This window comes from Priestia sp. YIM B13486, assembly GCF_042787865.1.
GTDB classification, from domain to species: Bacteria; Bacillota; Bacilli; order Bacillales; family Bacillaceae_H; genus Priestia; species Priestia megaterium.
Genome location: NZ_JBHZOZ010000002.1, coordinates 113,083 through 138,912, shown reverse-complemented (window position 1 = coordinate 138,912; position 25,830 = coordinate 113,083). Strand labels below are relative to the sequence as shown.

Annotated in this window: 23 protein-coding genes; 3 read left to right on the top strand and 20 right to left on the bottom strand. The window is 37.6% G+C overall.

The window, feature by feature from the left end:
• Window positions 1-285: 285 nt before the first annotated feature.
• Window positions 286-843, bottom strand: a complete 558-nt coding sequence (locus tag ACFX4G_RS04855; RefSeq protein WP_034652802.1) for a YdhK family protein — start codon at window positions 841-843, stop codon at window positions 286-288.
• Window positions 844-1,071: 228 nt separating this feature from the next.
• On the opposite strand from ACFX4G_RS04855, the gene ACFX4G_RS04850 reads away from it, so the two are divergent.
• The gene (locus ACFX4G_RS04850) at window positions 1,072-1,500 is read left to right on the top strand and encodes a hypothetical protein (protein ID WP_097823663.1); all 429 of its coding nucleotides are present in this window, start codon (window positions 1,072-1,074) and stop codon (window positions 1,498-1,500) included.
• Window positions 1,501-1,638: 138 nt separating this feature from the next.
• On the opposite strand, the gene ACFX4G_RS04845 is transcribed toward ACFX4G_RS04850, so the two are convergent.
• The 17 genes from ACFX4G_RS04845 to uxaC form a co-directional block, all read right to left on the bottom strand.
• Window positions 1,639-4,056, bottom strand: coding sequence for a heavy metal translocating P-type ATPase (locus tag ACFX4G_RS04845; RefSeq protein ID WP_097823664.1), 2,418 nt, complete (start codon window positions 4,054-4,056; stop codon window positions 1,639-1,641).
• Between the two features lie 85 nt (window positions 4,057-4,141).
• On the bottom strand, window positions 4,142-4,348 hold the full coding sequence (copZ, locus tag ACFX4G_RS04840; protein ID WP_013082796.1) for a copper chaperone CopZ: 207 nt from the start codon (window positions 4,346-4,348) through the stop codon (window positions 4,142-4,144).
• A 14-nt stretch (window positions 4,349-4,362) separates the two neighbouring features.
• Window positions 4,363-4,695: a metal-sensitive transcriptional regulator gene (locus ACFX4G_RS04835; protein ID WP_097823665.1), complete on the bottom strand. Its 333-nt coding sequence runs from the start codon at window positions 4,693-4,695 to the stop codon at window positions 4,363-4,365.
• Window positions 4,696-4,808: 113 nt separating this feature from the next.
• Window positions 4,809-5,489, bottom strand: a complete 681-nt coding sequence (locus tag ACFX4G_RS04830; RefSeq protein WP_097823666.1) for a response regulator transcription factor — start codon at window positions 5,487-5,489, stop codon at window positions 4,809-4,811.
• Between the two features lies 1 nt (window position 5,490).
• On the bottom strand, window positions 5,491-6,867 hold the full coding sequence (locus tag ACFX4G_RS04825; protein WP_097823667.1) for a sensor histidine kinase: 1,377 nt from the start codon (window positions 6,865-6,867) through the stop codon (window positions 5,491-5,493).
• Window positions 6,868-7,244: 377 nt separating this feature from the next.
• Complete coding sequence (locus ACFX4G_RS04820) at window positions 7,245-7,664, bottom strand: universal stress protein (RefSeq protein ID WP_097823668.1); 420 nt, start codon at window positions 7,662-7,664, stop codon at window positions 7,245-7,247.
• Between the two features lie 226 nt (window positions 7,665-7,890).
• Window positions 7,891-8,088 carry an IDEAL domain-containing protein gene (locus ACFX4G_RS04815; protein ID WP_013056608.1) on the bottom strand — a complete coding sequence of 66 codons (198 nt, stop codon included), beginning with the start codon at window positions 8,086-8,088 and terminating at the stop codon, window positions 7,891-7,893.
• A 350-nt stretch (window positions 8,089-8,438) separates the two neighbouring features.
• Window positions 8,439-9,935: a CoA transferase gene (locus ACFX4G_RS04810; protein ID WP_377573055.1), complete on the bottom strand. Its 1,497-nt coding sequence runs from the start codon at window positions 9,933-9,935 to the stop codon at window positions 8,439-8,441.
• A 243-nt stretch (window positions 9,936-10,178) separates the two neighbouring features.
• Window positions 10,179-10,424, bottom strand: a complete 246-nt coding sequence (locus tag ACFX4G_RS04805; protein WP_013082790.1) for a DUF2164 domain-containing protein — start codon at window positions 10,422-10,424, stop codon at window positions 10,179-10,181.
• Window positions 10,425-10,541: 117 nt separating this feature from the next.
• Entirely contained in the window at window positions 10,542-11,906 is a 1,365-nt protein-coding gene (locus tag ACFX4G_RS04800; RefSeq protein ID WP_043981959.1) for a glycoside-pentoside-hexuronide (GPH):cation symporter, read from the bottom strand.
• A gap of 95 nt (window positions 11,907-12,001) precedes the next feature.
• The gene (locus tag ACFX4G_RS04795) at window positions 12,002-13,951 is read right to left on the bottom strand and encodes a beta-galactosidase (protein WP_377573052.1); all 1,950 of its coding nucleotides are present in this window, start codon (window positions 13,949-13,951) and stop codon (window positions 12,002-12,004) included.
• Between the two features lie 610 nt (window positions 13,952-14,561).
• A complete protein-coding gene (locus tag ACFX4G_RS04790) occupies window positions 14,562-15,959 on the bottom strand; it encodes a glycoside hydrolase family 28 protein (RefSeq protein ID WP_377573049.1) in 1,398 nt (465 codons plus the stop codon).
• 42 nt (window positions 15,960-16,001) lie between these two features.
• Window positions 16,002-17,492, bottom strand: a complete 1,491-nt coding sequence (locus ACFX4G_RS04785; RefSeq protein ID WP_043981957.1) for a UxaA family hydrolase — start codon at window positions 17,490-17,492, stop codon at window positions 16,002-16,004.
• 12 nt (window positions 17,493-17,504) lie between these two features.
• Window positions 17,505-18,968: a tagaturonate reductase gene (locus ACFX4G_RS04780; RefSeq protein ID WP_237074816.1), complete on the bottom strand. Its 1,464-nt coding sequence runs from the start codon at window positions 18,966-18,968 to the stop codon at window positions 17,505-17,507.
• 116 nt (window positions 18,969-19,084) lie between these two features.
• A complete protein-coding gene (locus tag ACFX4G_RS04775; protein WP_377573045.1) occupies window positions 19,085-20,098 on the bottom strand; it encodes a LacI family DNA-binding transcriptional regulator in 1,014 nt (337 codons plus the stop codon).
• A gap of 102 nt (window positions 20,099-20,200) precedes the next feature.
• A complete protein-coding gene (locus ACFX4G_RS04770) occupies window positions 20,201-21,583 on the bottom strand; it encodes a glycoside-pentoside-hexuronide (GPH):cation symporter (RefSeq protein ID WP_043981954.1) in 1,383 nt (460 codons plus the stop codon).
• Window positions 21,584-21,630: 47 nt separating this feature from the next.
• Window positions 21,631-23,052, bottom strand: a complete 1,422-nt coding sequence (gene uxaC, locus ACFX4G_RS04765) for a glucuronate isomerase (RefSeq protein ID WP_323618776.1) — start codon at window positions 23,050-23,052, stop codon at window positions 21,631-21,633.
• Between the two features lie 509 nt (window positions 23,053-23,561).
• Here uxaC and ACFX4G_RS04760 point away from each other — a divergent pair.
• Window positions 23,562-23,756: a twin-arginine translocase TatA/TatE family subunit gene (locus ACFX4G_RS04760; RefSeq protein WP_162214069.1), complete on the top strand. Its 195-nt coding sequence runs from the start codon at window positions 23,562-23,564 to the stop codon at window positions 23,754-23,756.
• A 109-nt stretch (window positions 23,757-23,865) separates the two neighbouring features.
• The gene (locus ACFX4G_RS04755) at window positions 23,866-24,957 is read left to right on the top strand and encodes an AI-2E family transporter (protein WP_016763781.1); all 1,092 of its coding nucleotides are present in this window, start codon (window positions 23,866-23,868) and stop codon (window positions 24,955-24,957) included.
• 73 nt (window positions 24,958-25,030) lie between these two features.
• Here ACFX4G_RS04755 and ACFX4G_RS04750 read toward each other — a convergent pair whose 3' ends face one another.
• On the bottom strand, window positions 25,031-25,165 hold the full coding sequence (locus ACFX4G_RS04750) for a hypothetical protein (RefSeq protein WP_255255766.1): 135 nt from the start codon (window positions 25,163-25,165) through the stop codon (window positions 25,031-25,033).
• A gap of 87 nt (window positions 25,166-25,252) precedes the next feature.
• Window positions 25,253-25,603 carry a VOC family protein gene (locus ACFX4G_RS04745; RefSeq protein WP_047931929.1) on the bottom strand — a complete coding sequence of 117 codons (351 nt, stop codon included), beginning with the start codon at window positions 25,601-25,603 and terminating at the stop codon, window positions 25,253-25,255.
• Between the last annotated feature and the right edge of the window lie 227 nt (window positions 25,604-25,830).

Below are 25,830 nucleotides of genomic sequence, written 5' to 3'. Positions count from 1 at the left end.
CATTCTACTTAATACCACAACTTCTTTTGAAAGAAACATACGTTTTCTTCATCCATCATGCAAGAAATCCCTCATGATAAAACATAAAACAAGAAGTAAACAAAAAGAGATTAAGTCATAACTAAATCAATCCAAACTACAGCTAGAAGCAACGACCTACATTCACCATAACAACGAAAAAATCCAAACGATGAATCGAGATTCTCAATCAAGAATCTCGATTCATCGTTCGGATCTTCCTTCACCTAAAATACTTTTGTACCAGCCTCTTTTTTCGCTAACAGTCTATTTGGCTGAAAGTTCACTTTCGGTTACCCACTTGTGATTTTTTACTTTCTCTCCGCCTGTAGTCGGTGCGTAGTCTACCATGTATACCGTTGTTTTTTCGGCTGAATCAATCGTTGCTTTTGCCCCTTTCATACCTTTCATATGATCTGCTTCAAGCGTTACTTCGCTACCTGGCTTTAACTGCTCGTTACCCGCACCTTTTATTTCTTCTTGAATAACCCACTTATGATTTTTTACTTTTTTCCCGCCAGTCTTTGGCGTATACGAAACGGTATAGGCCGTAGTGTCGTAAGCACCAACAATCGTTGCTTCAGCCCCGTTCATGCCTTTCATATGATCTGCTTTTATAACGGCTTTATCTCCAACTTTATATGTTGGATTCTCTGCTTTTTTTAATCCTTTTGGAACCTCTCCTGAACTAGAGTGATTCATCTCTGAGTGATCGTGCATGGATTCGTTTTTGTCAGCTGAAGGCTTTTCATGACTAGAATCGTTTCCGCATCCGCTTAGTCCAATAATGACAGATGCCCCAAGAATAAATAGCTGTTTTTTCATAACAGTCCCTCTTTTCCACATAATAAACTTTAAAATAAAAATCATTTAATCATTAGAAACAACTTATCTTTGCCTACTCTTCTTCTTTTCTTTATTGTAGCCAGAATTTGTGCAGATTTTGTGAAGATGAAGGTAATTGGGCACGAATAATTCCTGTGCCTAAAAAAGGCCCTCGTATGAATCACTTACCACAAGGAAAAAATATAAAAATAAAAGGAGGAAAGAAACATGCTAAAAATACGCTTTGCTCTGTCCTCACTGTTACTTGCGTTTAGCTTGGTGATTGGAGCCCCTTTTGCTTCCGCACACTCCACTCTCTCATCTAGCGTACAAAAAATAGAAGTAACGTCCATTAAAATGAAAACGCTCAAAACATTTATCGATGAACAAGATATGAATGCATTCACTAACAGTATTAAAAAAGCGCAGCATATGAAACTTCTCTTAGATGAAGAATCTGCTGGGAGCATCGATTGCAAAATGACCATTACCTATGGAAATGGTTCTAGCCGTCATTATTTCATTTGGATTATGGATGATGGACGTGATGTGCTAATTGCTCAGCAAAAACACCCAGAAGACCTTCATCTTAAAGGGTATGAATTGAATCAAAAAAATTCCTTGCACCTAACAAAGCTGCTAAAGAATATTCTTTAGCAGCTTTGCTTTTAGATCACTTTCACCGAGAATGACTCGATGACTCTAATATTTTTTAGTTTATATTGCCCACATAGCATATACTGCTATGACTGCGAGCACGTACAAAATAGCTGAGACGATCCACTTTTTCATATCTTATAGCCTCACTCTCTGCAATCGCAGTGCATTTAATACAACCGATACAGAACTAAAGGCCATCGCGGCTCCAGCGACCCAAGGGGCTAACAGCCCAACTGCTGCAATTGGAATACCAAGCGTGTTGTAGCCCATTGCCCAGAATAAATTTTGCTTAATATTAGAAATCGTTTTTCTACTCATTTCAATCGCATCTGCAATGCTCATCAAGTCTCCTCGCATCAGCGTAATATCAGCGGCTTCCATCGCTACATCCGTTCCTGTTCCGATGGCCATTCCAATATCAGCTAACGCAAGTGCAGGAGCATCATTAATACCGTCTCCTACCATTGCGACTTTTTTACCTTGCTGCTGAAGCTTTTTTACTTCTTCTGCTTTGCCTTCTGGCAACACTTCTGCTATAACGTGCTCAATACCCGCTTGCATCGCAATAGCCTGAGCTGTTTGACGATTATCACCTGTAATCATCATCACTTCTAAACCCATTTCTTTTAACCTGGAAACTGCTTCTTTAGAAGTCACTTTAATGGTATCTGCAACAGCAAGCATGCCGGCATATTTTCCGTCAAGAGCAACGAGCATAACCGTTTTTCCTTCTCGTTCTAAATTTGTCATTTCTTCTAAGGCTGTATCAATATTCACTTTATGTTGGTTCATAAGCTTTCTTGTTCCCACTAACAGCTCTCGCTCTTGTACAGTTGCTTTCACTCCATACCCTGGAATAGCTTCAAAAGATAACGGATCTTGAATCTCTATACCTTTATTTTTTATACCTGCTACGAGTGCTTGAGCGAGAGGATGCTCCGACAAACGCTCAGCCGATGCAACTAACTGCAATAGCTCATTTTCTTCGTAGTCTTGTGCAATACGTACATCGGTTAACTCGGGAGTTCCATTTGTAACAGTTCCCGTTTTATCTAAAAGAATCGTATCGATTTTATGCGTTGCTTCTAAATGCTCCCCGCCTTTAAACAAAATACCAAATTCTGCTGCGCGGCCCGACCCCGCCATAATGGAAGTTGGAGTAGCTAAGCCTAACGCGCATGGACATGCAATCACTAGTACGGCAATGAGCTTTTCTAAAGCCGGTGCAAATTCGCCAGGCGCAATCCAAATATACCAAACAAAGAAAGTAAGAAGTGCAATTCCGACTACAATTGGCACGAATATACCTGAGATATAATCAGCTAATCGCTGAATAGGCGCTTTAGAACCCTGCGCTTCTTCTACTACTTTAATAATTTGCGCAAGCGCCGTCTCCCTGCCAACGTTTGTAGCTTTTATTTTTAGAAAACCATTTTTATTAAGTGTGGCCCCAATGACTTTATCTCCAATGTTTTTATCTACCGGTACGCTTTCACCTGTCAGCATGGACTCATCTAAGGCCGATTGCCCTTCAATAATCTCTCCGTCTACAGGCACTTTTTCACCAGGCTTAATAAAAATAACTTCGCCTTTTTGGACTTCTTCCACTGGAATTTCAACTTCCGCTCCGTCTCTTATGACAACGGCCGTTTTAGCCTGTAAGCCCATCATCTTTTTAATCGCTTCTGAAGAACGGCCTTTGGCATTGGCTTCAAATAATTTCCCTAAAAGAATCAGCGTAATTAATATAGCGCTCGTTTCATAGTAAAGCTGAGCTGTATGAACAGATGAGCCAAGCGATTTAAGAGAAGAGTATAAACTATAGAAATAAGCTGCGCTTGTGCCTAGTGCTACTAAAACATCCATGTTGGCACTTTTGTTACGCAGAGCTTTAAATGCACCTACATAAAATTGTTTCCCTACCACGAATTGAACAGGCGTAGCTAAAGCGAGCTGAACCCATGGATTCATCAGCATATGAGGTAAAGGAATAAACGACGTAAACGTAAAATGACTAACCATTGCCCATAATAACGGTACGCTTAAAATAAACGAAAACCAAAACTTTCCTCTTTGTTTACTCAGTTCTTTTTCTCGGTAGCTTTGCTCTTCTTCTCTTTCTTCCGACTTTAGCTTTGCTCCGTATCCAAGTTTTTCAACTCGCTGCGTTATATCTTGCGGAGCTATTTGAGAAGGGCTGTATTCAACAGAAGCCGTTTCTAAAGCAAGGTTAACACTTGCCTTTGTCACGCCTTCTAATTTGTTTAACCCTTTTTCAATACGAGTCGAACAAGCGGCGCACGTCATACCAGTAATAGCAAATTCGGCTTTTTCATTTACAACTCCGTATCCAAGCTTTTCGATTTTTTCTTCAAAGGCCTGTGGACTTGTTTTAGACGGATCAAATATGATAGTAGATCTTTCTAAAGCCAAATTCACGTTTGCTTCTTTTACACCTTCTATTTTTTTTAATCCTTTTTCAATTCGATTTGAACACGCTGCACATGTCATACCCGTAATTTGCAAGGTGGATTCTTTTTGTTTGTCACTCACCGCGTTTCGCCTCCTATTATATACCTACAAGGGGTATATTTTTCTCCTAAATCAAGCGTGCGAAGGTATTCGCACGCGATGCTGTTTATGCTACGTCATAACCTTGGTCATCAATAGCCTCTTTAATATCTTCGACCGTTACTTGACTTGGATCAAATGCAACTGTTACTTTTGCATCTTCTAAGCTTACTTCTACGCTTTTAACGCCATTAAGTTCGCCTACACCGCCTTCAACAGCTTTGACGCAATGACCGCAAGACATTCCTTGTACTGATAATGTTACGTTTTCCATTTCTAGCATCTCCTTTATTTCATTAATCGTTTAATGGTTGTTAATAATTCATCTACTACTTCTTCATCACCATCTTGCACACGTTCTACAATGCAATGCTTCAAGTGACCTTCAAGCAAAATTTTACTTACACTATTTAAGGCAGACTGCGCAGCTGCGATTTGAGTAATCACGTCGTCACAATACGTATCTTTCTCGATTAATCCTTTAATTCCTCGAATTTGTCCTTCAATTCGATTTAATCGGCTTGTTAGATTTTTTTTCACTTCTGGAGAATGGTGACTTTTTCTTTCACTATTTATCATACAACATTTTTCTTCACTGTTCATGTGATTCGCTTCGACCATCTAACATCCTCCCTTCATGACTTCATCATACTATACCCCCCTACCCTATGTAAAGGGAAAAGGTCGCTTACTTTATCTTTCCACCAATTCCGATAGCTATGCTCATATCATTTTCAACTAACATCAACCCACTTATAGCCTATTCCCCATACGGTTTGCAGGTATTCGTCTACAGGAAAACCCGCTTTTCTAAGCTTATCCCGAACATTTCGCACATGGGAGTCAATAGTACGGTCTCCAATCTCAGCCTCATATCCCCACACTAACACAAGCAAGTCGTCTCGGCTGAACACACGATTTAAATGCTGAAGAAGTAATCCCACTAATTCAAACTCTTTAGGGGTCACTTGAATGTAATGATTTTTATATTGTAATACGTGGTCTTCCTTGCTCCATACTAAGCCTTTATAGGTGATTTCATTCTTTTCTTTTAAGGAACGTCTAAGAACCGCGCCGATGCGTGCAACCAATTCTTCTTCGCTAAACGGTTTAGTAATATAGTCGTCTGCTCCTATATTTAATCCTTTTACTACATCTAACGTTTGGCTGCGGGCTGTGAGCATAATGACCGGTAGATCAGACATTTTTCTTACTTTTTGACAAATCTCCCACCCATCTTCGCTTGGCATCATAATATCTAATAACATCAAATCTGCTTTGTTACCTTCATAAAGATAGCGCAGCGCTTCTGTGCCTTTTTCAAATTTTATACATGTAAATCCGTTTGGCAGCAGATAAAGCTCTAGTAAATCCAGCATCCTTGCTTCATCATCTACTAATAAAATAGTGGCCATCCTATCCATCCTCTCTTAATGCAATCTCTACAGCCGTTCCTTTTCCCCTCTCGCTTATGATTGTTATTTCTCCTCCATGAGCTTCTACAATCTCTTTTACAATTGATAAGCCTAATCCGTATCCTCCGCTTTTTCTCGAGCGAGATTTTTCTACTCGATACAGCTTGTCAAATACGTAAGGCAGATCTTGTTCTGGAATGCCTATTCCTTGATCTTTAAGGGTTATTGTCAATGATTCAACTGATTTTTTTACAATTACCTCAATTTTAGTTCCTTCTTTTGAATATTTCATTGCGTTATCAAGTAAATTGATAATCACTTGCTGAAATCTTTCAGGATCTAGTGAAATGTAAAGACTTTGAGGGCAGCTTATGTCAAGCTCCATCTCTTTTTCTTTTAAAGCTAAATGAAAATGCGCGCATATGGTGTGCAAATACGTAGCCAGTTCTACTTTTTGTTTTTGAATAAAAAACGTGTGCTGATCCAGCTGCGCCAGCTGAAACAAATCTTTGACTAACTGTGAAATTCTTTCCGCTTCTTCTTCCACAATAGCAAGATATTTATCACGTTCTTGCGGTGTATTAGCAGGCCTTCTCGCAACGTCTGCATATCCCTTTAAATACATCAAAGGAGTCTGAAGTTCATGTGAAATGCTGCTTAAAAATTCATTTCTCTCTTTTCGTAACCGCTGCAGCTCATTTGCTAGCGACTGAATGGACATTCCCAATTGTCCAAGTTCATCTCTTGAATGAGCACCAAGCTTTACAGACAAATCCCCTTGACTCAGCTTCTCTGTTGCTTTTTTCATCTTGATTAAAGGAGCGGTTATAAATTTAGACAGAGCAAAAATAGTCACAATCGAAAATAAAATGGAAACAGCTCCCGCTACGTAAAAATGATGCTGTAGCCTCGCAATCATTTCGTGAATATCATTTGTGTTTTTGAACATATAAACCGTTCCGAACTGCTGACGGCCTTTTTCAATAGGTGATGCTGTGGCGATATAAGGTTTTCTTTTCCAGTCGCCTTGCATAATTTCACCTTTGTATGTAAGAGACTTCCCTTTCCATTTCTCTACTGCTTTTCTTGCACCTTGAATTAAAGGCCTAGACGAACTGATAATTTTTCCTGTTTTATCTGTTATGACAACATCAGTTTCTGCTTCAGATTCCATCAGTGCAACATGGTTAAGCGTAGCCGAATCATGATGCTTCTCTAATACTTCCCGGTGACTATTTCCTCTTAAACGCAAACTCTCTAATTCCTCCGAAATTCGTGTGTTGGCAAGACCGCTATATAAGTAAAAAAAGAGAGCCGCTTCAATTAGTAAAATGAACATTAAAAATAAGAGTCCAAGCTTAATAGAAATTCGATTCATTTATTCACATCCTTTGCTTTCATTATAAAAGTAATAATTGAAGAAACTGTGCAGAATAAAGCATATATGATTGAATAACTATTATTCTCTGACAGTTTACCACAGGTATCTGACAGCTTAGCGTATAAAGTACGTTTATCATACCGTAAATTTCGAGCTCACTAAGCACGCAGCACTACATAATCCAAACGCAAAAAAAGTGGAGACATAACGAAATCCCTCCAATCCACAGTTAGAAGCACCTATATACAGGAAACCTACGTTCACCATATCAATAAAATCCACAAAAAATCCGAACGAGTTGGATTCTCCATCAAGAATCTCACTTCATCGTTCGGATTTTCCTTTAACTAAAATATTTTTGTCCCAGTCTCTTTTTATTTAACAATGATAACAGGACATTCTGCAGATTGAGCAACTTCGTGACTTACACTTCCTAAAAATGTCTCTTTCACAAAGCCCTTTCCTTGACTTCCTATTACAATGACGTCTTGTTGATTGCCATGTGCGTATTCGATAATTTTCTTTGAAGCGGTGCCCTCTAAACCGTATGCCTCATATGGAATACCTGATTGAGTTAAATGATTATGAGCTTCAGATAAAATATCGCGGTTTTCTTCTTCTATCAGTGCGTCTAAGTCAACGCTAAAAACAGGCTGCTGCAAGTGAATTCTTTCCTTAATATGTACAATTGTCAGCTTATTAGCATTTACGCTTTTAGCTAGTTTACTTGCATGTTGAATAGCACGAATAGAAGGTGCCGAACCGTCAAAGGCGACTAAAATTTTGTTATACATATAAAGAACCCTCTCTCTTTTTGTTCTTTCGTGATGCGATGTCATCTAGATGCTTTAGATGATAAAGCAAAAAATAATAAAGTAAGAGACTTCTTGATTTTTGCTTTATCACCCATACTATACTTTTACCGCTTTCAGAAAAAACAAAACATTTATCCGTTTTTTTCCATATAAAAAGCCTTTGCTCACTAGAAGCAAAGGCTGATTGTTTATGTTAGTAGGTTATTTAACAAACTTCTTTTAACTCTTCAGTTAAACGTAAAAAAGTTTCTTTATCTCTTTTTTCTAAAGACTGATCAATTTGCAGTAAAAGCTGTGCTTTTTTAAAGTCACGAAGAGATTTGTTTAGCACTAGTTGAGCTGCTGTAGCGTCTGATACTTTTACTTCTTCTTGTGTCATTTTGCGGGACGTATAGTTTTCCATTACAAGTCAACTCCTCATCCTTTTCGCTATTATATAAGAAATCATATAATTATTCAAATATTTTTTCTTATTTTTCATTTTAAATGTGCTTCTCATAATGAGGTTTGGACATAACTAAATCATTTTAATCCAAAGGCGAGCGAATTGAATTGATTTCCGTGCAGGGCTTTGCTTTCCGCGGGCGTCTTCGCCTTGCCCTCCAATCAACAGCTAGAAGCAACAGAAGATACAAAATCCACGTTCACCATCACCATGAAAAAACCCGAACGAGTTAGATCCTTTATCAAGAATCTCGATTCATCGTTCGGATTTTCCTTCAACTAAAATACTTTTGTCTCAGCCTCTTGATATCACAACCACTCTGGACATGAAGAACCTCGAGGAACCAGAACCGTCTTATATTCCCCTGGAGTTTCGGACATTTCGATTTGTTCTGTAAGCCCTTGGTACAATCCTAAAGGTGTTTGGGCTGTAAAGAGATCCGGTGCAATGTACTCGTGCTTTTCTGATGAACCAGCTGTTTGATGAACGTACGCTTTGTCATAGATGCCCATTGATAAAATCCATAAAGATACGCGATCCAATGATACACGCACGCGGTAGCTGCCTCCTTCTTTTGCTCTTCTTTCCAGTGCCATTAAAGCACCGACTTCAAGCAGCCAAGAAACCGCATAATCATTGACAACTACAATAGGAGGCAGCTTAGGATTTTCTGGCGATCCTTCTAACGCCATGACTCCCGTTACGCTTCCCGCTGTTTGGTCAAATCCATTTCTTTTTGCCCACTCTCCTTGCGTTCCATGCAGGTTAACGGTGCAGTGGACGATTCCTGGTTTTAATTTTGCACACTCTTCAGCGGTTAGACCGTATCTCTCTAGGAATCCGTATCGACGGTTCGCAAAAAAGATATCTGCTCCTTGTAGAAGTTCAACCATTTTTTCTTTTCCTTCTTTTTCACCAATATCCAGCGTTGAAGAGCGCATACCGACATTAGACGTAGCGTAAATCGTATCATGCTCCCAGTCCGTTGGCTTCCAAATATTTAACACGTCCGCACCGTGTAAAGCGAGCGCTCTACCAAATCCTGCTCCTGCAATAACATGACCAAGGCCTAATGCTCGAACACCATCTAGCGGCGTTTTAGGATTCTTTGAAAAAGGAATCGGCTCACTTTCTCCAATCTTTTCAATTTCAATTAAAGGAAGCTGCGCTATTTCTTCATACACGGACTCATTCATAAACTCTTCAATTGTCCGCACAACAGGCATGATAACTCCTCGCTCCGCTGCAGCTTTCTCTAATTCTTCTGCATTCCAACCGCGAATTGCTTTTGCCACTACATCAGGGTCTTCTATACAATTTAACAACTTTAGCGTTTCATGCTTAGAGCGTGGATATGGATTCAGCGGCATCACCCATTTGTCATCTTTTGTTTGATAAAAGCGAAAGCCTAATGGGTTATATGGATCATTTGCTTTACTTGGTGCGTACCCATTAAGCTTTTCCCATTTTTTATCGTAAAAAGGTGATAATCTTCGGATCGCTTTTCGTAAATCCATATGAATATCTTGACCTTTTCCTCCGCGTATTCTCCAAATTTTTGAGACAGCTACTGATTTAGCAACTAGTGCAATTGCTGCTGCTGAGGCAAGACGCAGCGTACTAGGAACAACCGGATCTTCTCCGTAAAACGTAATGCTTCCTCCGCTGTCTTTTGCTGATAAGCCGACCCCTTGAAGCACATTTTCCAGCTCTTGATAGATATCAAAATCACTATTATCTGTTAAACGATTTTCATTTGCTTTCACAATAGATTTTGTTAGCTGATCTTTCGTAATGTTGCTCACGTATAGTCCCTTCTTTCCTCTTATAATTACCTCATTATGTCCCTGCTTGCTGAAGTTATGCCCTCGTCGAGTTAAATTAAAACACTCCAAATATAACCTTTACGTTAACGTTAATATTATCTTAAAACGAATGTATCATATATCACTTATGCGAACAAATAATTTGTTTCATAGACAAACAAAAGCGCTGTATGTTTTTGTACATAAAGCGCTTTTGTTCTACTTCATATTTTCTTTTTTGAACTACTTTTCAATCGGTTTTTTTAATGCATGTAAATTTTCTTCTGCAGAAAGCATGACTTGGTTCATAATATCTTCTGCATCTTTAATTGCTTGGTTATAAAAGTGGGGACCGATATGTTCTTTAATAAACTCTAATACATTTTCCGCTGCAAATTCACTGATTTCTTCATCTCGTTCGTTATAAAAAAACGTTTGAATTTCATTCAGCATTTTATCTTTGTCTTCTTTTGAAAAATTAATAAACATAAACAAAACTCCTCTTTACACTGATATCTGTCTACCTGACATCATAGCAAGAGGAGCTGAGAAAATGCAGTCTTTTTTTCTTGTTGTTTTTGTGTACAATGCTTGTGCTGATTTGAATTAGCTAGACACTTTCATAGCCGGTTTTTCTTTTATGCGGCTTGAGCGCTTTTTCATATCTTGTAAAATTTCTAAATATCTCTTTTCCGTCAACTCATATTTTACGAGTGGGACAAGTGATAACAAGCAAAGGATGCCTGGAATGATCGTAAAGATTAAAGCAATCCAAATGAGTGTGCTGTGTGACTGAATTTGATTTGGCACATACCCTACCGCTGAAAGGATGTACCCGCCTACTGCTCCACCCACTGCTGAAGCAACCTTTGTTTTGAAAATATTCGTAGAAAACACCATTCCTTCCGCTCGGTTCCCTGTTTTCCATTCGCCGTATTCTACACAGTCAGCGAGCATAGATGTTTGAGCAATGTTGCTAACTCCACCGCCGAAAGAAGCTAAAAAACTTAAAATCATCACCGGCATAACGTGAAAACCGGTTGCAAACATTGTAAGAGTAGCTACAGCATTTAGGGCAATTCCCCCTATTGCTGCGCGTTTCTTTCCAAATTTATTTGAAATGAAAGGAGACGCGATCGCTCCTACAATTTGTGCTGTGAAAAATAAGGTTAAATAAAGAGACGCGATATTCTCTGCATTTAAATTGTATTTAAAATAGTAAATAGAAAACGTAGTGCGAATTGTTAAAATCGTTTCAACTAAAAGCATCGAGAAAATTAGATAACGCAACGGTTTATTTTGAATAAATAAGTTCCAAACTGCTTTTGGCGTCTGCTTTTCCTGTCTTTTTACGGTATAGTTTTCTTTTACTCCTGAAAATGTAATAATCATTGTAATCATTAAGATACACGCATAAATAAGACTCAGCATAAACCAGTTCCCAAAATAATGAGCTAGTGGAAGAGTTAATAAACTAGCAAATAAAGACCCTACTGCTGCAATGGTTCTAGGAAACGCCACTACTTTATTTCGTTCTTTTACATCTTGTGTAATCGTTGCTGAAAGCGACCAGTAGGGAATATCCATAATAGCAAAGCTTGTTCCCCATGCGATATAGGTGATATAAGCGTAAATTAATTTTCCTGTATGAGAAAGATCAGGACTAATAAAACACGCGACTGTAGCAACAGCTGCAAAAAATCCGCCTATTAAAAGATAAGGCCTAAACTTACCAAATCTCGTTTCTGTATTATCAACAATCATTCCGATAATAATGTCTGCAATCCCATCCCATATCCTAGCAATAAGAAATAAAGTTCCTACAGCTGCGGCATTTAATCCTACGCTGTCCGTATAAAAAATCATTAAATATGTACTTGTTAATGCATAAATAATATTGTTTCCAAAGCTTCCCATTCCATATGATAGTACGGTTTTCAGAGAAACTTTTGACTGTACCCCCATGCTCATATACCCTAACTCCCTTCTCCTATAAAACGCTTTCATATCATATTATAAGTGGCTAGAATCTCATTGCTTTATGAGATTCTAGTCTCCTGTTGCTACTACATGTTTTCTACAACTCGACTTTCGTAAGGCTGCAGAACAATATCTTTAAATACTTTTACTTCTGGCGTATGGTTCATAAGGAAGTAATAACTTTTCTCTCCAAGCTTGCGAGGATATACTTCAATCCCCTCTTCACTTTCCGTATGCTCAATATGCTGCTGTTTTACAATATCAAGCGCAATTTTTTCAAACGTTTGCCCTTCAATTCCACAGCCTACATAATAAACCGTTCCGCGACCAAACTGATTTTTTGTTACAGCGGCTTGACTATAAAATGGATCATCATACTCATACAGCACTTCAGCTGTTACAGGTGTGACAATGTCTCTCCAGACGGACGCACTTGACTGCTCTCCTTCATACGGTCCTACCCCTTTAATAGCTGCTTTTTGAGTAGAAGACAGTGCTTCGACTTCCTGAATTTCAATTCCCGTTATTTCTTTTACATATCCGGGCAGCGTCTGTTTAAAGTGAATATTATTTTGTTTGTCTTTAATGCCGGTTCTAAACGTAAAAATGATGACGCCGCCGTTTTCAGTAAATTCAGTAAATCTTTTACCTAGTTCTTCATCAATGATCTGCAAAGCCGGAACAACCAGTACTTTATAGCTTGAAAAATCTCTCGAAGCAGGAATAACATCAATAGGTGTATTCAACTTATAAAACGGGGTATATCCTCGAAGCAGCTCTTGCGTAAAGTCAAATCCTTCACTTTGCTGCTGAAAGCGCCATGACCATATATTTTCATAGTCATATAAAACGGCAATATCCGATTTAATATCAGACTTCAGTACATGTTCGTAATGAACGATTTCACTAAATAACGACTGAACTTCTTTGTAGCGTCTTCCATAATGATTATCGTGACCTACAACTCCATAGCAGTACTGCTCGGCTCCTCTTGTCATTCCGCGCCAACGGAAATACAGCATATTCGTACCTCCATGAGCAAACGCCTGATAAGACCACATTTTTGCTTGGTTAGGTCGCGGAAGATAACCGATGATATCATGACCTTGGGCGCCCATTAATTCCTCTACAATCCAGAAGTTTTTATGTAGCAAACCTCTATTAAAATCATGCCCTAGTGCAATATGAGCCGGAGTAATGGGCTCTGTTTGACCGCCCCATACCGGATAATTGTCATAAGATACAAAGTCCATTACTTCTAGATTTTCTTCATGATCAAACCATTTATCAAAAAAGCCCCCTGATACGTTCGTTGTCAACAGCTGGTGATCACCTTTATATTTCTTCACAATCGCCGTTTGTTCGTGAGCGTATCTGTTTAACGAAAAAGAACGAAAGCGCGCCCAGTCAAGCTTTAGCGAAGGGCTGTGTGTCGTAATTGTTTTTACGGGCATAGGCACTTCAGTAAACTCGTTATATGTTTGTCCCCAGAAAATAGTGCCATACTTTTCATTTAGCTCATTGATATCTTTATATTTTCTTTCCAAAAACTGCTGAAACTCTTTATGACATTGTTCGCAGTAACACATGTCACTGCCTTCATGGCCGAATTCATTGTCAACTTGCCATGCTACGATTGCTTCTTCTGAGCAGTAGTGCTTTACGAGTTGTTCTGTAATCTGAGCGCTATACTTCCGATAAAGAGGCGAATTAAAACAATATTGACGTCTTCCTCCAAAGGCTCTGACCGCCCCGTTTTCATCTTTCGATAAAATAGAAGGATGCTGCTTCGCAAGCCAAGCCGGAAAAGTGGCGGTAGGCGTACCAAACATAACATCAATATTCTGTTTTTTAAGCTTATTGATAACGCTATCAAAAAAGGAAAAGTCATATTCACCTTCTTTAGGCTCCATTAGATGCCAAGCAAACTCTCCTATTCTTACCATGTTTGATCCTAGCTCTTTAATGCCTTGGATATCTTCTTCTATCATATTCTCTGGCCAATGTTCAGGGTAATAATCGACACCGATGTACATTTTTCTCTACTCCTATCTATTTCTTTATTTCATTAAATGAACGATTTGCTGCTACTTGTTAAGCTCTACTCGGAAACGGTGATCAAAAGCAAAAAAATCATATTTATTTTCTTCATAAATAAATTTCTATTCAACTTTCAAGATACATACTTCCTAATCTTTTAAAACGCTTACAAGTTTATTTTATGAACTTTATTCAAAATATTCAATGGTAAAAATTTAGAGAAAAACATCCTTTTTTTGCTCTTTATTAAAATAAAGAATAAAACGCTTACAAAGACAAATGTTTTTATAATTCTTATATATATCTTCCCTCACACTTTCCATATCCACATTTAGGTAATAAATTGCTCGGAAAACAAGCGTCAAAAGTTATTTCTTTCATCCATGTTATCTATCAATTAGTAAGAATCATTTGACCTATCTATAAAATAGTAAAAATTACAGAGCAGGTTTTTACCATTATTAACACATTAAACCTACGTTCACCATCCCAACAAAAAAAAGACCGCACAATTAATCAATAATCTCGATTAATTGTGCGGATACTTCTTGGGCTAAAATATTTTTTGTTCCGCCTTTTACTTGCAGCTGATTATAAACACACCTTTTACCGGTTTGTGTTCATGCAGCTTCCATTTATACAAAGTTCTTCAAACACAGGATCCTTTACATTTTCCATTAATAATAGTGTTGCAACATGCTGGAAATTAGAATGACGAATCGTTAGGTTGGTGACAGGAGAACGTTCATAGGCTCGAATCCATAAGCCGTATTTGCCTCCGTTGCTTTGCAAGTTTTCTATGTTGATATTCCGAACGACGGGCGTAAAATTCCCTGTGTCTCCTTCTTCATAGTACATGTCTATTTGAATCACTTCACTGCCTACGCTTTTGACCGTATTGTTGCTAAAGTCGATATCTTCAATCTTTCCGCCGCGAACTGAATTTGTTTTAATCCGCAACGCCCGGTCTAGATTGGGACTGTCCATAACATTATGCTGAGCAAATACGTTCCGGACGCTTCCTGATATTTCGCTGCCGATCACAACGCCCCCGTGGCCATCTTTCATTTCGTTTCCTTCAATAACAATATTTTCACTTGGTACGTTGATTCTTCTCCCATCTGCATTACGCCCCGACTTAATCGCAATACAATCATCTCCATTGTCAAAATAAGAATCTTTAATAAGCACATTTTTACTCGATTCAGGGTCTACTCCATCATTATTAGGACCGTGACCTATAATTTTTACATCATCAATTAAAATGTTCTCGCTTAAGACGGGATTGATTTGCCACATTGGCGAATTTAAAATGGTTACACCTTTTATCATGATATTTTTACTGTGATAAGGCTGAATAAAACTAGGTCTCAAATAGTGTCCTTTACCAAATACGCGCTCTTTAACAGGAACTTTCTCTTCTGCCATTTTAAACAGCAAATCGCGATCTTGCTGCTGACTCGGCTCGCCTTCTTTCCATCCAAACTCCTTTTTTCCTTTCCAGGGCCACCAATGTTCGTTATCCCCCTGTCCATCTAACGTACCTTCTCCTGTAATCGCAATATTTTTTTCGTTATACGCATAGATAAGCGGTGAATAATTATATAGCTCCACGCCTTCCCATCTTGTTAAAACAGCAGGTAAGTATTTTTCAGGATTTTGACTAAACTTAATCGTAGCTTTTTTCATTATATGAAGATTTACATTGCTTTTTAAATAAATCGCACCGGTAACATAAGTTCCTGGTGGGACAACAACGCGCCCTCCTCCTGCTTTGTTAGCCGCTTCGATTGCTTTTTTAAAAGCAGCCGTTGAATCAGACTTTCCATTTCCTGCTGCTCCGTACTGCTTAACATTAAACGTACGGTTTGGAAATGAAAGAGGCTGAATTTGTTCTTTAACTGCTGTTATTTTTTCACTTGCTGAAAAAGATTTCCCTTGGGCAGAAAACGGTAAAATAAGCATAAGAGTCATCACAAACAAACAAAGCACATATTTTTTCACTAGCTTTTCTCCTTTCGTTTAACAATCTAGTAACCGACTTATTTATAAAGTAACGCCTGTTTTAAAAATGGCCATTTCTCTAAAATCATTTTTTTCATTATTTACAAGCTCTCCGCTAGAAACTCTAATCATGTACTCAATAAAGCTTTCTAACGTATCTTCTTCTGTGTCACCTTCAACCAGCACTCCTCCGTTAAAATCAATCCAGTGCGGTTTTTTGTTATAAAGAGCGGTGTTTGTGGAAATTTTCATAGTGGGCACAAACGTTCCAAACGGCGTTCCTCTTCCCGTTGTAAACAGTACAATATGACACCCTGAAGCGGCTAAAGCAGTTGAGGCAACTAAATCATTTCCAGGAGCACTTAGTAAATTTAAACCGTTAATTTGTAAACTGCCTCCGTACTTTAACACGTCTACGACTGGGGCCGTGCCTGCTTTTTGAGTGCAGCCAAGTGATTTATCCTCTAATGTTGTAATACCGCCTGCTTTATTACCGGGAGAAGGATTTTCATACACCGGCTGATTGTGATTGAGAAAGTACGTTTTAAAATCGTTAACAAGATCAACAATTTTGTTAAATGTTTCTTCATCAACGGCTCTTTCCATGAGCAAGGTTTCTGCTCCAAACATTTCAGGCACTTCCGTCAAAACCGTTGTGCCTCCTTGAGCAATGAGCCAGTCGGAGAATTTGCCGAGCAGCGGATTTGCTGTAATACCTGATAACCCATCTGAGCCACCGCATTTAAGACCTACTTTCAGCCTTGAAATATCAACGTCTTCTCTTTTATCGTCTTTAGCAGCATCATAAATTTCTTTTAGCAAAGCGACTCCTGCCTCAATTTCATCCTCGACGTCTTGAGATTGTAAAAACTTCACTCTGCTTTCATCAATTGTACCTAGCGCTTGTTTAAATTCTGTTAAGCTATTATTCTCACATCCAAGTCCTAACACTAAAACTCCTCCAGCGTTTGGATGCTGTACCATTCTCGTAAGCATGGTTCTTGTATTACGGTGATCGTCACCGAGCTGAGAACATCCGTAATTGTGTTTTAGAACGGTTACATGCTCAAAAGGCGAGAGATCCCCTATTTCTTTTTGAAACTGTTTAATCATTTGTTCGGCTATACCGTTGACGCACCCTACCGTTGGAACAATCCAAAGCTCATTTCTAATTCCAACATCTCCGTTTTTGCGGCGATATCCTTTAAACGTTAGCGATTGTTTTTTTTGTTTAGGAACTGCTAATTTTTGATGAAACTTATATTCATTAACGTCGTTTAAATTTGTTTTTGCGTTATGCGTATGCACCCATTCACCAGGTGAAATAGAATAAGTCGCATGCCCGATTGGAAAGCCATATTTTATAATGTTGCCGCCCGCTGAAATTGGCGTAAGAGCTATTTTATGGCCCCGTTTTACTTCTTCTTTTAGAGAAATTTCTTTTCCATCAACCATAAGGTTCTCTTGTGCTAAAAAATCTCGTAAAGCTACTGCTACATTATCTCCCTGATGAATACGAATTACTTCTTTCATATGCTTCACCTCTTACTGTTTAGTTGCGGTTACATAGAGAATTTCTTTCATCGCCTGTTTCATTCCGACAGTTTCAATAGCTAAGACTCCATTTGTTACGGCTTCTGTTAAGCTAGGAATCATATTTAAATCCTCTCCCCAATGCTCTTTATATCCCAGCACTTCTTTTACAATGTAAGAAATGCTTTTTTCAGTACCGTCATACGTATTCCAAAGAGATTCATACATTTCTAGAACTGCGGGGTCATCTGATAGTTCAATTTTTTCTCCTTCTCTTTTTCCTTTATAAAAAGAAATGAGGGCACTGAGAGAAAATGTAAGCAAAGTAGGTAACGCTCCGTGCTTTTCAACGTACTCTTTAAGAGTTGGGATGTTTCGCATTTTAAACTTTGTCATGCTGTTCAAAGAGATGCTCATTAATTCGTGATGAATAAACGGATTTTGAAACCGTTCTAATGCAGATTTAGCAAATGACAAGGACTCTTCTTCCGCAACTGGTAAACTAGGAATAATTTCTTCATATAGACACTTTCGAATAAACGTTCCAATTACTTCATCTTCGACTGCTTCTCTGACCGTATTTAGTTGCGCTAAATACGCAACAGGCATCGTTGCAGTATGAATACCGTTTAAAATTCTGACTTTCTGCAGCGCATACGGTGCAATATCGTTCACAAATTTCACATGTAAACCAGCTTCTTCCGCGGGAAACTCCTCTTTTACCCACTCTGGTCCCTCAATAACCCATAAGTAAAATGGCTCTGCAATCACAAAAAACTCATCTTCATAACTCAGTTCATTGAGCGTATTTTCATCATTTGGATAACCTGGCACAATTCGATCAACAAGCGTGCAGCAAAAAGCGTTTGCTTCGTGTATCCACTCGGTAAACTTCTTTTCTAAATTCCATTTGTCGGCATAACGTAATACCATTTTCTTTAACAAATCCCCGTTTCGCTCTACTAATTCACAAGGAAAGATAATAAGCCCCTTTGTGGGGTCTCCTTGAAAAGCTTTAAAGCGCTTATATAGAAATGCTGTGACTTTACCTGGAAAACTCTTTTGCGGTGCATGTTCCAAGCGGTCTTCTTCTAAAAATGCGATGCCTGCTTCTGTTGTATTAGAAATAAGAAATCTTAGCTCTTCTTTCTCCGCTAATTGCATATAAGCCTCATAATCTTCATATGGATTTAGACCGCGGCTAATAGATTCAATTACTTCATGTTCTTTGAGTGCTTTACCGTCTTGAATTCCTTGAAGAGAAACCGTAAACAAACCGTCTTGCTTATTCAATTTACCTGCATTTCCGGTGATTCTCGGATTGACAGCTACTATACTGCCTTTAAATGCAGTGCGTTTGTTCATTTGATGAATTTGCCAATCAGCAAACCCTCTTAGAAATACGCCTTCTCCAAACTGCAGAACTTTTTCTGGGTATATACGTGTGTTAGCTTGCATCTGGCGGTTTAACTTCATGTTAGCATCTCCTTCTTTGCACACATTAACATTGTTATTTTTATAGATTTTTATATTATTTTAACTCCAAAAATGTTAACGTTAACATTTTTGGGCCGGTTATACTAAATAACCGGCTACATAGATGAGCGTGACTTCACAGACTGGCGAACCATTAATTCGGTATTAATTAAAACTTTATTTTGCAGCATATTTTTGTCATCTTTGTTCATTAATGATAAAACTGCTTCTGCTCCGGTCATGCTGATTTTCTCGATTGGTCTTTTAACGGTTGTTAGTGAAGGAGTGGTGTATTTGGCTAATTCAATATCATCAAATCCAATAATTGATATATCATTGGGTACGTTTAGCCCAGACTCGAATGCGGCATTCATAGCACCGATTGCCATATCATCATTTGAACAAAAAACAGCAGTAGGCGGTTGCTTCAACCTTAACAGTGCTTTCATTCCTTCATATCCGCTTTGCATATCGTAATTTCCTTGAATCATATACTCTTGGCGAATGGAAACATTATGATCAATTAACGAGTTAAGAAATCCTTCCTTACGCTGTTGAGTTGATTTAAAGCCTTCTATTCCTTCTATGATTGCGATATGTCTGTGACCTAATTCAATCAAATACCCGCCAGCTTTGTAAGCTCCTTCTTTGTCATTAGACAAAATATTAATAATTGATGAATCATCAACTTGGCGATTGAGCACAATCAACGGGATGCCTTTCTCTACTACGTTATATATAAAAGTGTTATCACGATCGCTTTGACTCATTAAAATAATCGCATCAAAGCGTTTATTATTGATGTACGTATAATCATCGTAATCGTCAATGCCTCTTACAAATAAATTATACTGAACATCAATTACTTTACTTACCCCTCTAATACTATCCACTAAAAAACTTGGTGATGTACCGTTTGCCATGCTCGTAAAAAACAGTCCAATTGTATGAGATTTTTGAAGAACTAAATTTTTCGCATGGTAGTCAGGAATATAGTTAAGCGTATTTGCAATATCTAAAATTTTCTTTTTTGTTTTTTCTTTAATAAGCGGACTATTGTTTAATGCACGTGAAACCGTTGTATGTGATACGTTTGCTAGTTTTGCAATATCCTTAATTGTAACACCCATTTCATTTACCTTCCTTTAATGAATCAGTATCGATTTTTATTATAAGGATATCACAACTTAGTAGGAATAATAAGCAAATGGTGAATGTTATGACAGTTTTGACTAAGACCTAGCATGAATATCTTGGACAATCTCCGCGTGTTTTTTATCCGTTAGCTTATACATAAAACCAATAATCACTGCAGCAATGGATAAAGCAATAGCAGGATATAGTAACAGTAAACTTTTAATCCCCACTAATGTACCTGCCTTTTGTGCCACGTTTGGGATATACCCAACTAACCCTAAACCAATACCTGATAAGAAGCCGGATAGCGACTGAGCGAGCTTTCGAGAAAAGTTAAACAGTGAATACGTTGTGCCTTCTTTTCTTTCGCCTGTTTTCCATTCACCATAATCAATGATATCTGATACAAATGCCCATGTAATCCCGTTAGGAATGCTGATACCTATAAAAGCAATACTTGCTAAAATCGTAAAAATTACGACGTTAGAAGGCATAAAGAAATTTACTGTGTCCGCTGCAATACTGATTCCTAAGCCAATCATTGCCGCCTGCTTTTTTCCAAATCGGCTAACAAGCTTTGGCAGCATAATGACTCCTAGAAAGGATGAACCAATAATAATAAAGTTCATGTAAGCCATCAATTTAACATTTCCTAAATTATATTGTGCAAAGTAAATAAGCATAGCTGATTTAATATTGTAAGCTGAAATGGTAAATACCGTCATAAATACTAAAATTAAAAGAGGTTTGTTACTTACAAACGTTTTAAAAATAGACTTGACTGATAATTTTTCTTTTGGACTCTCTTTTACGACAATGCGTTCTTTGCAGTTGCGATAACATACATAAAAAGCGATTATTCCAATGACCGACATAATCCCCATGACAACGGGATAACCGATTTTTTCATTTGGAAATAACAGAATGAGCGGTACAACAGCAATGCTGGTTACAAACAGTGCACCTAATGATCCTGTTTGACGAAAAGCAGCAAGAGACGTGCGATCAGAAGTATTTTGAGTCATGGATGCGCCTAGCGATCCGTATGGAATATTGACAAATGAATAGCCAATTCCCCAGATCATATAAGAAGCGTACGCATAAATTAATTTACCCGCCGGTGAAAGGTTTGGAGAAATAAAAGTGAGTACGGTTAAAATGGCCAACACCATACTTCCGAATAGTAAATACGGTCGGAATTTCCCTTTAGCACCTATGTTTTTTCGGTAATCAATAGACGAACCAACAATTGGGTCACAAACTGCCGCAAATAACTTACTTACTAGAAAAATCCCTCCCGCAGCTGCGGCAGGGATGCCTGCCACATCTGTAAAGAACTTCAACAAATACAACTGCCCTAAATCAAACATGAAACCGTTACCAAAATCACCCATACCATAAGATATTTTTTCTTTTACACTAAGATTTTTCTCTTCTACTTTTATTTCAATCTTTCTTTCAGTTGCCACAACACTCATGGTAATCCCCCTTCTCCCCTTGCAATTCTTTAAACTATTTTGCGTGTTTATTTTTGCAGCGTATAGGCAGGAAAGCTAAAGTAGTCTTTAGCATTTTCATAACATATTCCTTTTACAATTTGCTCAAGCAGCTGTTGGTCATTAGGCATTTCTCCTTCTTCTACCCACGTACCGATTAAGCTGCATACTAGTCTTCTGAAATATTCATGCCTTGTATATGAAAGAAAACTTCGGGAATCCGTTAACATACCAATGAAACGACTAAACAACCCAATATTTGATAACGCTTTCATTTGTTCTAACATACCTTCTCTTTGATCATTAAACCACCAAGCCGTGCCGAGCTGCAGTTTGCCAGGGATGCCGTCTCCTTGAAAGCTTCCAATTATACTTGCTAATACATAATTATCTTTTGGATTTAACGAATATAAAATCGTCTTTGGCAAACTATTTTGTACGTCCATTTGATCGAGAAGCTGTACGAGAGGCTCTGCCACTTGTCCATCATACATCGAGTCATACCCTGTATCCGGCCCTAACTGGTGAAACATTTTTGTGTTATTGTTTCTAAGAGCATGAAGGTGAAATTGCATTGCCCAACCTAGCTCATTATACAGCTTCCCTAAAAAGATTAACGTATATGACTTGTATTTACTTTCTTCTTCAGTACTTACACCTTCACCTTTTAAGGCTTTTAAGAAAATCTCTGAAACTTCTTCTTTTGAAGTCTTCGTATATACCATTTTGTTTAGTGCGTGATCAGATAGACGTCCTCCCATGGAATGGAAAAAACGAGCTCGACTTTCAAGAGCTTTTAACAAATCATCATAGGTGTGAATGGAATGATGTGAACAATCTTGCAGCTTTGCAATCCAGTTCTTAAACCCTTCTTGATTGATTTCAAGCCCTTTATCCGGACGAAAGCTTGGAAGTACTTGGGTCTCAAACTCTTGCACATCTCTTAGTTTCATATGATACTCTAATGAATCTGTTGGATCATCCGTTGTACAAATAACTTTTACGTTAGAACGTGTAATAAGATCTCTTGCACCGAACTCACCGCTGCGTAATTTCTCATTTGCTTTTTCCCAAATAAACGGTGCCGTATGTTCATTTAATATTTCATCAATATCAAAGAAACGCTTTAACTCTAGATGCGTCCAATGATATAGCGGATTCCCAATTGTCATCGGAACTGTTTTAGCCCACGCGAGAAATTTTTCATAGTCACTCGCTGATCCTGTTATCTTTTCTTCTTCAATTCCGTTGGCTCTCATCAGTCTCCATTTATAGTGATCTCCATCTAGCCAAACGTTAATTAACGTTTCAAACTGTTTATTCTCATAAATTTCCTGTGGGTTTAAGTGGCAGTGATAATCAATAATGGGCATATCTTTTGCATAAGTATTATACAAGTGTGCGGCTGTTTCATTTGTTAATAAAAAATTGTCATCCATAAACTTTTTCATTCCCATTCACTCCTTCATTTTTTGTTAACGTTAACAAATTTACATAAATTGATGAATAATCTTATTTATAGATAACTATATTAATAAGATTTAATCTTCAACACTATAAATGTTAACGTTAACATTTTATTTAATTCTATTACTTCTTTCTAAATTTTACAACAATTTATCTTTATATTTTTCAATTTTTTTCTCTCTTTATTTTCATATGCTGATTCTTCATTTTTAAAAAAACAGGATTTATGACATGTTTCCATAAGAATTAAAGCATGTTGTTTCACATAAAGGTTATACAGGGTTAATAAGGCGAACAGGCTGTCTTTAATGCTATAATTAACTTCGTATGCATCACTACTAGCATTTAAATCATACATAGCCGCTGCACCTTATTTTCGTATCATTTAAAATAAAGGAATTTTAAAGAGAAAAGTGAATAGTATAAACATGCACTTTATTTACTATCTCTTTTTAATTTTCATATATTCATTGCTTTTAAAGGAGAGGATATCATGCCAGGAGCAACAAGCATGGTCGTAATCGGAATTACTGCCTTAATTGTATTTGGACCGAGTAAATTGCCGGACATAGGACGAGCATTTGGACATTCCCTGCGAGAATTTAAAAATGCAGCGGAAGGAATTATACAGGATGACGACAAAAAAATTCCAGAGGATACCACTGAAAATAAAGAGGAAAAATCCTAATTTTTATGTAAATAAAAGTTATACAGACTAAAAAGCCCACTTTTCACGTGCAGTGGGTTTCTTTTTTGATGTATGATAGTAAAAAATAGTAAAGAAAGAGGGTAACTTTTTGTTTAAATCGAAACTGCATTTTTGGACATTAGAACTATTAATGATTGCTTTACTGATTTACATTTGTAAACATATTTCGTTTGTTTTTCTACCAATCGGTGTGTTTATCTCCACTTTATTTTTCCCTATTCTCGTAGCTGGTTTTCTTTTCTTTTTATTCGAACCAATTGTGTCATTTCTCACAAGAAAAAAAGTGCCAAAAACACTGGCCATCTTATTATTATACGTTGTTTTTATCGGCGTAATTGCTTCTATTGTAGGCGGTGTGGGACCTACTTTATCTAAACAATTAACTGATTTGGCTAAAAATATTCCGTCTTATATTGTAGAAACGAGAGAGTACATAAATGATTTATCTAACTCAAGATGGTTTAACTGGCTCGTTGAACAAAAATATGTGTCCCTCGATCATATTGAAGAGTCACTTTTAAACTACGCGTCTACTTTACCTACGAATCTCACAAACAGTATTTCATCTGTTTTAAGCGTCGTAACAAATATTACACTTACGGTTGTAACCGTTCCTTTCATTCTTTTTTATATGCTTAAAGACAGCCATAAACTTCGTAAAAATACGCTGCGTATGGTTCCTGCTTCTTACCGAAAAGAAACGTTACGTACAATGAAAGAAACAACAAATACGCTAGCTACTTATATTCAAGGCCAAATGCTCGTTTGTTTATTTGTCGGTATTAGTACATTCATTGGTTACCTCATCATCGGGTTACCCTATGCATTGATACTCGCACTAATAGGAGCCCTTACTAATATTATCCCGTACGTCGGCCCTTTTATTGGCGTAGCACCTGCTTTAATCGTAGGTTTATTATACTCTCCTACAAAAGCGATATTAGTAATTATCGTCGTCGTAATCGTTCAACAGCTAGATGGGAACATTATTTCTCCGCTGGTAATTGGAAAGAAATTAAACACTCATCCTTTAACAATTATTATTTTATTGCTTGTTGCTGGTAATATTGCAGGAATACTCGGAATGATCTTAGCGATTCCGGCTTATGCTGTAACAAAAACAATTGTGATAAATATTGTAAGAATGATTCAATTCAGAAACAAATCTGTCAAATTGTAAAATGCCGAGGCAATCCAATAGAAGCTGATAAAAAAGCATTTTAGTTGAAGTTAAATCCGAACTATTAATCTGATTAATAGTTCGGATTTTTTGTTGTCATATTGAACATAGGGTTTGTGCAGCTGCTTCTAGCTGTTGATTGGAGGGCAAGGTGAAGACTTCTGCGTGAAAAACGGAAGTCTTCAACGGAACTCAACAGCGGTGTCACAAGCGGTTCAGCTCCTTTATCTCATTTGTTCGTCTTTAGATTGGGGTAATTTCTTTATGTCCTAATGTCTTTTATCTTCCCATGGGTTCAGCACTGACACACCATCAGGTGATTTCCATCCGGATCTTTAAATGTAAACCAATGATTGTGTTGAATTCCTGTCGTTAGCTCTACTTTTTTCTGCTTCATATATTCATAAGCTTCTTTGATATCGTTTGTATTCAAATGAAAAGCTGGCGTTTTAAAAAGCGTATTTTTTGAATAAGTTTTGCTATCTAATACAATCCCTGTTCCATTCATAGGTATCACATATAAATGATCATATAAAATGTCTTCATCTGCTATCAAACCTAGTATGTCACAATACCAATCTCGTGCTTTTTTTATGTCCTTTACAGGAATAAAAACCGTGCCTACTTCATTTAATATAGGGTTCATTTATGACCTCCGGTATGGGTTTAGTAGTTTTACAGCGTATTCTCTTTTGATCGCTGATATCCTTTTATTTTGAGATACTTTCTATCAGTCCATTAAACTCGGTAGCAGAATTAGCGGTCTTGCAGACACGGTTATCCTCCATACATAAGCTACACGGCAAATATATATGCTACATGGCTAAATGTAGATTACTAAAAAAGAAAATAAGAAAATCTCCCCCTTCCTCT